The sequence below is a fragment of the Massilia sp. ST3 genome (assembly GCF_018119405.1).
Lineage (GTDB): Bacteria > Pseudomonadota > Gammaproteobacteria > Burkholderiales > Burkholderiaceae_D > Telluria.
Map to the genome: position 1 here is coordinate 77378 of NZ_JAGPWC010000018.1, position 9153 is coordinate 86530.

11 protein-coding genes and 1 pseudogene are annotated in these 9153 nt (G+C 65.7%); 9 read left to right on the top strand and 3 right to left on the bottom strand.

Annotated features, from left to right (window positions below; all coding sequences use genetic code 11):
* Positions 1-22 precede the first annotated feature (22 nt).
* Positions 23-1048, top strand: a complete 1026-nt coding sequence (locus KBW98_RS08595; protein WP_211519704.1) for a fumarylacetoacetate hydrolase family protein — start codon at positions 23-25, stop codon at positions 1046-1048.
* Entirely contained in the window at positions 1045-1689 is a 645-nt protein-coding gene (gene maiA / locus KBW98_RS08600) for a maleylacetoacetate isomerase (RefSeq protein ID WP_211519705.1), read from the top strand. The genes KBW98_RS08595 and maiA overlap by 4 nt, the downstream gene beginning before the upstream one ends.
* Before the next feature lie 30 nt (positions 1690-1719).
* On the opposite strand, the gene KBW98_RS08605 is transcribed toward maiA, so the two are convergent.
* Positions 1720-2166, bottom strand: a complete 447-nt coding sequence (locus tag KBW98_RS08605) for a CBS domain-containing protein (protein ID WP_211519706.1) — start codon at positions 2164-2166, stop codon at positions 1720-1722.
* Positions 2167-2480: 314 nt separating this feature from the next.
* Here KBW98_RS08605 and KBW98_RS08610 point away from each other — a divergent pair, with 314 nt between their 5' ends.
* The 6 genes and pseudogenes from KBW98_RS08610 to hscB all read left to right on the top strand — a co-directional run.
* Positions 2481-3242, top strand: a complete 762-nt coding sequence (locus KBW98_RS08610) for a uracil-DNA glycosylase (RefSeq protein WP_211519707.1) — start codon at positions 2481-2483, stop codon at positions 3240-3242.
* Between the two features lie 203 nt (positions 3243-3445).
* Positions 3446-3922 carry a Fe-S cluster assembly transcriptional regulator IscR gene (gene iscR, locus KBW98_RS08615; protein WP_211519708.1) on the top strand — a complete coding sequence of 159 codons (477 nt, stop codon included), beginning with the start codon at positions 3446-3448 and terminating at the stop codon, positions 3920-3922.
* 19 nt (positions 3923-3941) lie between these two features.
* Positions 3942-5198: an IscS subfamily cysteine desulfurase gene (locus tag KBW98_RS08620; RefSeq protein ID WP_211519709.1), complete on the top strand. Its 1257-nt coding sequence runs from the start codon at positions 3942-3944 to the stop codon at positions 5196-5198.
* A 24-nt stretch (positions 5199-5222) separates the two neighbouring features.
* The gene (iscU, locus tag KBW98_RS08625; RefSeq protein WP_211519710.1) at positions 5223-5615 is read left to right on the top strand and encodes a Fe-S cluster assembly scaffold IscU; all 393 of its coding nucleotides are present in this window, start codon (positions 5223-5225) and stop codon (positions 5613-5615) included.
* Positions 5616-5645: 30 nt separating this feature from the next.
* Positions 5646-5969, top strand: coding sequence for an iron-sulfur cluster assembly protein IscA (iscA, locus tag KBW98_RS08630; RefSeq protein WP_211519711.1), 324 nt, complete (start codon positions 5646-5648; stop codon positions 5967-5969).
* A gap of 5 nt (positions 5970-5974) precedes the next feature.
* Positions 5975-6487: pseudogene (gene hscB / locus KBW98_RS08635) on the top strand (Fe-S protein assembly co-chaperone HscB); the annotation flags it as partial.
* Positions 6488-6585: 98 nt separating this feature from the next.
* Here the strand turns inward: hscB and gatA are convergent.
* Together gatA and gatC are read right to left on the bottom strand one after the other, a co-directional pair.
* Positions 6586-8055, bottom strand: coding sequence for an Asp-tRNA(Asn)/Glu-tRNA(Gln) amidotransferase subunit GatA (gatA, locus tag KBW98_RS08640; protein ID WP_211519712.1), 1470 nt, complete (start codon positions 8053-8055; stop codon positions 6586-6588).
* A 25-nt stretch (positions 8056-8080) separates the two neighbouring features.
* The gene (gatC, locus tag KBW98_RS08645; protein WP_211519713.1) at positions 8081-8380 is read right to left on the bottom strand and encodes an Asp-tRNA(Asn)/Glu-tRNA(Gln) amidotransferase subunit GatC; all 300 of its coding nucleotides are present in this window, start codon (positions 8378-8380) and stop codon (positions 8081-8083) included.
* Positions 8381-8705: 325 nt separating this feature from the next.
* Here gatC and KBW98_RS08650 point away from each other — a divergent pair.
* Positions 8706-9153 (top strand): rod shape-determining protein (locus tag KBW98_RS08650; protein ID WP_211519714.1); only part of this gene is annotated, 448 nt, incomplete at its 3' end.

The window sequence follows — 9153 nt, forward strand, 5'->3', positions numbered from 1 at the left end:
AAGTTTTAGCAAAGGAAACACCATGAAACTCGCCACCCTCAAAACGGGCGGCCGCGACGGCACCCTGGTCGTCGTCAGCCGCGATCTCGTCACCTGCCAGGCCGTCCCCAAGATCGCCCGCACCCTGCAATGCGCCCTCGACGATTGGGAACACGTCGCGCCGCAGCTGCAGAAGGTCTACGACAAGCTCAACGCCGGCACCGCCGAGAAGGCCGAGTCCTTCATCGAGGAAGAATGCCATTCGCCGCTGCCGCGCGCCTACCAGTGGGCCGACGGTTCGGCCTACATCAACCACGTCGAGCTGGTGCGCAAGGCGCGCAACGCCGAGGTCCCTGCCTCCTTCTATACCGATCCGCTGATGTACCAGGGCGGCTCGGATTCTTTCGTCGGCCCGAACGACCCGATCATGGTCCAGTCCGAGGAATGGGGCGTCGACCTCGAAGCCGAGGTGGCCGTGGTCACCGGCGACGTGCCGATGGGCGCCACGCCGGAACAGGCGGCCGCCGCGATCCGCCTGGTCATGCTGGTCAACGACGTCTCGCTGCGCAACCTGATCCCGAACGAGCTGGCCAAGGGCTTCGGCTTCTTCCAGTCGAAGCCGGCCAGCGCCTTCTCGCCGGTGGCGGTCACGCCGGACGAGCTGGGCGACGCCTGGCGCGACAGCAAGCTGTGCCTGCCGCTGCAGGTCACCCTCAACGACAAGCCTTTCGGCCGCCCGAACGCGGGCGAGGACATGACCTTCAGCTTCGCCCAGCTGGTGGCGCACGCCGCCAAGACCCGCGAGCTGGGCGCCGGCAGCATCATCGGCTCGGGCACGGTGTCGAACAAGCAGGGCAGCCTGCACGGCTCCAGCGTCGAGAACGGCGGCGTGGGCTACTGCTGCCTGGCCGAAGTACGGATGTACGAAACGATCGAGCAGGGCGCCCCGCAGACGCCTTTCCTGCGCTACGGCGACACCGTGCGCATCGAAATGCTCGACGCCAGCGGCGCCAGCATCTTCGGCGCCATCGATCAAGAAGTCGCGCATTACCACTGGAGGCACCGATGAAGCTCTATACCTACTTCCGCAGCTCGGCCGCATACCGCGTGCGCATCGCGCTGAACCTGAAGGGTTTGACCTACCAGGCGGTCCCGGTGCATCTTCTGAAGAACGGCGGCGAGCAGCACCAGGAGGAGTACCGCCGCATCAACCCGAGCGGCCTGCTGCCGGCTTTCCAGGACGACTGGATCACCTTGACCCAGTCGATGGCGATCATCGAGTACCTGGAAGAGGCGCACCCTGAAGTGCCGCTGCTGCCGGGCGACGCGCCGGGCCGCGCCCGCGTGCGCGAACTGGCCCAGATCATCGGCTGCGACATCCACCCGATCAACAACCTGCGTGTGCTGAGCTACCTGGTCAAGCAGCTGGGCTTGTCGGAACAGGCCAAGGGCGATTGGTACCGCCACTGGGTGATCGAGGGCTTCAAGTCGCTCGAGGCGCACCTGGCGCGCGACCCGGGCGCGGGCCCGTTCTGCCACGGCGACCGCCCGACGATCGCCGACTGCTACCTGGTGCCGCAGGTGTTCAATGCGCAGCGCTTCGACGTCGATGTCGCGGCCTTCCCGAACATCGCGCGCATCAATGCGCTGTGCACCGACCTGCCGGCCTTCAAGGACGCGCATCCCTCGCGCCAGCCGGACGCGGAGTAAGCACCCGCCTGCGGCGGGTGCGTGGCGCCGTCAGTGCCGGGTGACCGAGCGGTCCGGCTCGGACGGCGTCGAGATCTCGTCCAGGGTGCTGTCGACCTGGGCCGAGTGCTTGGTGGCGATGTCGCCGAGCGAGACGATGCCCACCAGCTGGTGCGACTGCTCGTCGATGACGGGCACGCGGCGGATCTGCACGTCGCCCATCTGGCCCAGCACCTCGTCCACCTGCTGGGTGCTGTAGCAGGTGCGCACGTCGGTGCTCATCACATCCGCCACGCAGGTCTGGTCCGGCGCCTGGCCGGCGGCGGTGGAACGCACGGTGATGTCGCGGTCGGTGATCATCCCGACCAGGCGGTCGCCGTCGCACACGGGGATCGCCCCCACGTTAAGCTCATCCATCAACTGCGCCGCGCGGCGCACGCTTTCTTGCGGCGAAATGGTTTGTACGTCCGGGGTCATGATGTCCTGGATTGTCTGCATGATTGCCTCCTTGCGTTGGTCGATGTCCCATCAGGGGATGCGAAAATCATGCACTGAAATGGGAAAGCCGGACGCTAGATTGAAGCTTGGAATGCCTGGGGTGGGTGGTGCAAGGGGAGGGTGGTGGTGCGCCGCGAACTTGGATTCCGGCCTTCGCCGGAACGACGGTCTCCAAGCAGGTGGCAGAGTATCGCGTTACCACAACCTCAGCACGTCGTTCCGGCGAAGGCCGGAACCCAGGTTTGCCAGCAGGCCGCGCACCTCTCCCCCAGTCCGTACGCTACAATCCGCCCCTCCAAACCGTACCCGCCGCCATGACCATCCCCACCCAGCTCCTGCAAGCCTTGTCCCTCGCCGCCCCCTCCTGGCGCCCGATCCTGGAGCAGGGCCTGCACGCCATGGCCGCCGCCACCCCCGGCTATCTCCCGGCCCTGGCAAGCGACGACTACCTGCCCACCGACAACCGCCTGTTCGCCGCCTTCGCCCAGCCCTTGAACAAGGTCCGCTACGTCCTGGTCGGCGAAGGCCCTTACCCGCGCGCCGAGAGCGCCACCGGCGTCTGCTTCATGGACGGCGCGGTCAAGGAATTGTGGAGCGAAACCGGCCTCTCCAAGCCCGTCAACCGCGCCACCTCGCTGCGCAACTTCATGAAGATGCTGCTGGTCGCCGCAGGCCAGCTGCAGGCGGACGACACCGGCGGCTCCGCCATGGTCCCGGTGGCCCAGGCCGCCCGCGCCGGCGGGGCGATCCAGACCCTGGCCCAGCTCCAGGACCGGCTGCACCAGAACGGCTTTTTACTGCTGAACGCCTCGCTGGTGTTCCGCAGCCATGTCCCGCCCGCGGTCGATGCGCGCGCCTGGCTGCCTTTCCTGCAGACCGTGCTGGCCGCGCTGGCGGCCCGGGCCGAGCGGCCGACCTTGATCTTGTGGGGCAAGATCGCCGAGCAGCTGCGCAAGCTGCCGGAAACGGCCGGGCTGCCGCAGATCGCGGCCGAGCATCCGTATAACCTGTCTTTTATCCAGCACCAGGGCATGCAGGAACTCTTCGGCCCCATGCGGCTGCTCGAGGCGCAATGAAAAAAGCGCAATAGACCATCAGGGGAAGGCGGGGAAGGGGAGGCGGCTGCCGTTTTTGGGGCTGCCAAGACAAGACGCTTGCGTTTTGCTATACTTGACTAAATCGTTCAACTAATCCGGTTTTTAACAAGCTGCAATCGAGAGATGACGCAGTCGGATTTAAGTTGGGCAAGAGGAATATTTTAACACTAACCGGGGCTGTGATGCGTCTGACCACCAAAGGCCGTTTTGCTGTTACCGCGATGATCGATCTTGCCCTGCGCCAGGGCAATGGTCCGGTCACGCTGTCGGGCATCAGCCAGCGCCAGGCCATTTCGTTGTCGTACCTGGAGCAACTGTTCGGCAAGCTGCGCCGCCACGAGATCGTCGAATCGATCCGCGGGCCGGGCGGCGGCTACAGCCTGGCGCGTCCGGCGGAAAAGGTGACGGTGGCCGACATCATCATCGCCGTCGACGAGCCGCTCGATGCGACCCAGTGCGGCGGCAAGGAAAACTGCCACGGCGCCGACGCCGCCAGCGGCACCCGGTGCATGACCCACGAGTTGTGGACCACGCTGAACGAGAAGATGGTCGACTACCTCGATTCGGTCTCCCTGCAAGACCTGGTCGACCAGCAGAAGCAGAAGGAACAGAACGTCGTGGTGGTGCACCGCACCCACGCCGCCGTCGGACAAAATTGAAGCATACTGGAGTGAACTGATGAACGCGCCTTTGGACAAGAAAACCGAGCAGAGCTTCGCGACTGCGCCCCACTTCCCGATCTACATGGATTACTCGGCCACCACGCCGATCGATCCGCGCGTGGCGGACAAGATGATTCCCTTCCTGCGCGAGCAGTTCGGCAACCCGGCATCGCGCAGCCACATGTACGGCTGGACCGCCGAGGCGGCGGTCGAAGAGGCGCGCGGCCACGTCGCGGCCATCGTCGGCGCCGATCCGCGCGAGATCATCTGGACCTCGGGCGCGACCGAAAGCAACAACCTGGCGCTGAAGGGCGCGGCCCAGTTCTACAAGACCAAGGGCAAGCACATCGTCACCGTCAAGACCGAGCACAAGGCCGTGCTGGACACCGTGCGCGAACTCGAGCGCCAGGGCTTCGAGGCGACCTACCTCGAGCCGCAGGAAAACGGCCTGATCACCCTCGAGCAGCTGGAAGCGGCGATCCGCCCGGACACCATCCTGGTCTCGGTCATGATGGTCAACAACGAGATCGGCGTCATTCAGCCGATCGCCGAGATCGGCGAGCTGTGCCGCTCGAAGGGCATCATCTTCCACTGCGACGCCGCGCAAGCCGTCGGCAAGGTCGAGATCGACCTGGAAAAGCTGAAGGTCGACCTGATGACCTTCACCGCCCATAAGGTCTATGGCCCGAAAGGCATCGGCGCCCTGTACGTGCGCCGCAGGCCGCGCGTGCGCCTGGAAGCGCAGATGCACGGCGGCGGCCATGAGCGCGGCCTGCGCTCGGGCACCCTGCCGACCCACCAGATCGTGGGCATGGGCGAAGCCTTCCGCATCGCCAAGGAAGAGATGGACAGCGAACTGGCGCGCATCAAGGCGCTGCGCGACCGCCTGGCCAAGGGCCTGCTCGAGATCGAGGAAGTCTACGTCAACGGCGACATGGAACACCGCGTGCCGCACAACCTGAACGTCTCGTTCAACTACGTCGAAGGCGAGTCGCTGATCATGGCGATCAAGGACATCGCCGTGTCGTCCGGCTCGGCCTGCACCTCGGCTTCGCTGGAACCATCCTACGTCCTGCGCGCCCTGGGCCGCAGCGACGAACTGGCGCACAGCTCGATCCGCTTCACCATCGGCCGCTTCACGACCGAGGAAGAAGTCGACTTCGCCATCAACCTGCTGAAAGCGAAGGTTGGCAAACTGCGCGAACTGTCGCCGCTGTGGGACATGTTCAAGGAAGGGATCGACCTCAACTCGATCCAATGGGCAGCCCACTAATTACTGTATTCAAGGAGTATCACCATGGCTTACTCGGACAAAGTTCTCGACCACTATGAAAACCCGCGCAACGTCGGCGCCTTCGACAAGGGCGACGACGCGATCGGCACCGGCATGGTCGGCGCGCCGGCCTGCGGCGACGTGATGAAGCTGCAGATCAAGGTCAACGACCAGGGCCTGATCGAAGACGCGAAGTTCAAGACCTACGGCTGCGGCTCGGCGATCGCCTCGAGCTCGCTGGTGACCGAATGGGTCAAGGGCAAGTCGCTGGACGAAGCGCTGGCCATCAAGAACACCCAGATCGCCGAAGAACTGGCACTGCCGCCGGTCAAGATTCACTGCTCGATCCTGGCCGAAGACGCGATCAAGGCCGCCGTCGCCGACTACAAGGCGAAACACGCCGACAAGGCAGCGTAACAACCACTGTTGAACAAGCTGGAGAACCACATGGCAATCACCCTGACCGAAAAAGCCGCCAAGCACGTCAACCGTTACCTCGAACGCCGGGGCAAGGGCATCGGCTTGCGCTTCGGTGTGCGCACCACGGGGTGCTCCGGCCTGGCCTACAAGCTCGAGTACGTCGACGACATGTCGCCCGAGGACACCGTGTTCGAGTCCTTCGGCGTGAAGGTCTTCGTCGACCCCAAGAGCCTGCCCTACATCGACGGCACCGAGCTGGATTTCGCCCGCGAAGGACTGAACGAAGGCTTCCGCTTCAACAACCCCAACGTCAAGGACAATTGCGGTTGCGGCGAGAGCTTCCGTATCTGAGCGTGATGCAGAACCACTTCGAGCTGTTCCACCTGCCGGCCCGCTTCGCCGTCGACATGGACGCGCTGGACGCGGCCTACCGCGAGGTGCAGGGCCAGGTGCACCCGGACCGCTTCGTCAACGCTTCCGACACCGAGAAGCGCGTGGCGATGCAGTGGGCGACGCGCGCCAACGAGGCCTACCAGACCCTGCGCAATCCGCAGAAGCGCGCCCAGTACCTGTGCGAGATCAACGGCGTCGACCTGCAGACCGAGTCCAACACGGCCATGCCGATGGCCTTCCTGATGCAGCAGATGGAATGGCGCGAAGCGCTCGACGATGCGCGCGCCGGCAAGGACGCCGCGGCGCTGGACGGGCTGGATGCGCAGCTCAAGCGCGAGCGCAAGGGGATGCTCGAGCAGGTCGGCAGGCAGCTCGACGCCGGCGACTATCACGGCGCGGCGCAGGGCGTGCGCGCGCTGATGTTCCTCGACAAGTTCGGGGATGAAGTCCAGTACGCATTCGAAGCGTTAGAGGCGTGGGGGTTGGGGGGGGGGGGGGGGCCCCCCCCCCGCCCCCCCCCGGGCCCGGGGGGGGGGGGGGCCCGGGGGGGGGGGCCCCCCCCCCCACCCTACGCTTACACGCCTTCCGGCGCGCGCGTGTGCCAGTCGGTGACCTGCTGGTACTGGTGCGCGATGTTCAGCAGCCTGGCTTCGCCGAAGTAGTTGCCGATGATTTGCAGGCCGACCGGGCGCTTGCCGCCGGCGCCGCCGAAGCCGCAAGGCACCGACATGCCCGGCAGGCCGGCCAGGCTGGTCGACAGGGTGTAGATGTCGGCCAGGTAGTTCGCCACCGGGTCGTTCGACTTGGCGCCCAGGTCCCAGGCCACGGTCGGGGCCACCGGGCCCATGATCACGTCGCACTGGTCGCGGAACACGGCCTGGAAGTCGTCCGCGATCAGGCGGCGGATCTTCTGCGCCTGCACGTAGTAGGCGTCGTAGTAGCCATGGCACAGCACATAGGTGCCGACCATGATGCGGCGCTGCACCTCGCGGCCGAAACCTTCGGCGCGGGTTTTGCGGTACATGTCCTGCAGATCCTTGTACTCGGCCGCGCGGTGGCCATAGCGCACGCCGTCGAAGCGCGACAGGTTGGACGACGCTTCGGCCGGGGCGATGATGTAGTAGGTCGGGATCGACAGCGCCGTCTTCGGCAGCGAGATCTCGACCAGGCTGGCGCCCAGCTTGACGAATTCGTCCAGGGCGGCGCGCACGGCGCCTTCGACGTCGCTTGCCAGGCCTTCGCCGAAGTATTCCTTCGGCACGCCGATGCGCAGGCCGTTCAGGGGCTTGTTCAGGTCGCGGGTGTAGTCCTCGCCGATATTGCCCTGGTCAGGGGTGAGGCTGGTCGAGTCGCGCTCGTCGAAGCCGCTCATTTCGTTCAGCAGCAGGGCGCAGTCCTCGGCGGTCTGGGCGATCGGGCCGCCCTGGTCGAGCGAGGAGGCGAAGGCGATCATGCCGAAGCGCGACACGCGGCCGTAGGTCGGCTTGATGCCGGTGACGCCGCAGAAGGCGGCCGGCTGGCGGATCGAGCCGCCGGTGTCGGTGGCGGTGGCGGCCGGCGCCAGGCGCGCGGCGATCGCGGCGGCCGAGCCGCCCGAGGAGCCGCCCGGCACGGCCAGCGGGTCCCAGGGGTTCTTCACCGCGCCGTAGGCCGAGTTCTCGTTGGCCGAGCCCATCGCGAATTCATCCAGGTTGGCCTTGCCCAGGGTGACCATGCCGGCCGCCTTGAAGCGGTCGACCACGGTGGCGTCGAAGGGGCTGGCATAGCCTTCCAGGATCTTCGAGCCGGCGGTGGTGCGCCAGCCGCGGGTGACGAAGATGTCCTTGTGCGCGATCGGCACGCCGGTCAGCGGGCCGGCCGTGCCTTGCGCCAGGCGCTCGTCGGCGCTAGCGGCTTGCGCCAGGGTCAGCTCCGGATCCACGTGCAGGAAGGCGTTGTGGCCGCTGGCCTCGATGCGGCCCAGGTAGTGGCGCGCCAGTTCGGTGGCCGATACCTGTTTGGCGTGCAGTGCCGCGGACAGCTCTTTGATGGTCTTGGTATGCATGTGCGTGTCGATTCGTGAAAGCGGATTACTCGATGACCTTCGGCACCAGGTACAGGCCGTCCTGGGTCTTCGGCGCCGGCGCCTGGTAGTCCTCGCGGCGGTTGGCCTCGGTGACCACGTCGTCGCGCAGGCGCAACGGCAGCGCGAGGATGGCGGCCAGCGGCTGCGCCAGCGGCGCCACGCCGCTGGTGTCGACCGCCTGCATCTGCTCGGCCAGCGCGAAAATGCCGTTCAATTCACCCAGCATGGTCTCGGCGTGGGCCTCGTCCATATCGAGCTGGGCCAGGTTGGCGATGCGTTTTACATCTGAAAGGGTCAGGGACATGATGTCGGGCGCGGCGCGGGCCGCGCGCAAAATGTGGTTGAGCGAATAATGAATGTTGGCAAGTTACCAGCCAACGGCGCGCTACAGCCGATAAAAGCTTGGAAACACCGCCGATCTCGCACTCGAATTGGGGGGTAAAAGCCCCTGTATTCGGCATGTAAACGTCAAATTATAAGGTAGAATGGCGGGCTAATGCGTTGTCGTGCCGAAAGCTGCTCCCAGTACACGGCCGGCGCATGAAAAGACCGCGGTGCTCGATCGAACAGGCGCGGCAAGGACATCCCGATCAATGTTTAGGCGCACCTTGATGCGCATCAGGACACACATGTTTGGTTTTTTACGCAGCTACTTCTCGAACGACCTGGCGATTGACCTCGGCACCGCCAACACGCTGATCTACGTCCGCGGCCTGGGCATCGTCCTGGACGAGCCATCGGTCGTGGCCATCCGCCAGGAAGGCGGCCCGAACGGCAAGAAGACGATCCAGGCGGTCGGCAAGGAAGCCAAGCAGATGCTGGGCAAGGTGCCGGGCAACATAGAAGCCATCCGCCCGATGAAGGACGGCGTGATCGCCGACTTCACCGTCACCGAGCAGATGCTCAAGCAGTTCATCCGCATGGTGCACGACTCCAAGTTCTTCCGCCCGTCGCCGCGCATCATCATCTGCGTGCCTTGCGGTTCGACCCAGGTCGAGCGCCGCGCGATCCGCGAATCGGCGCGCGGCGCCGGCGCCGCGCCGGGGGGGCGGGTCGAAGAGCCGCTGGGGGGCGCGC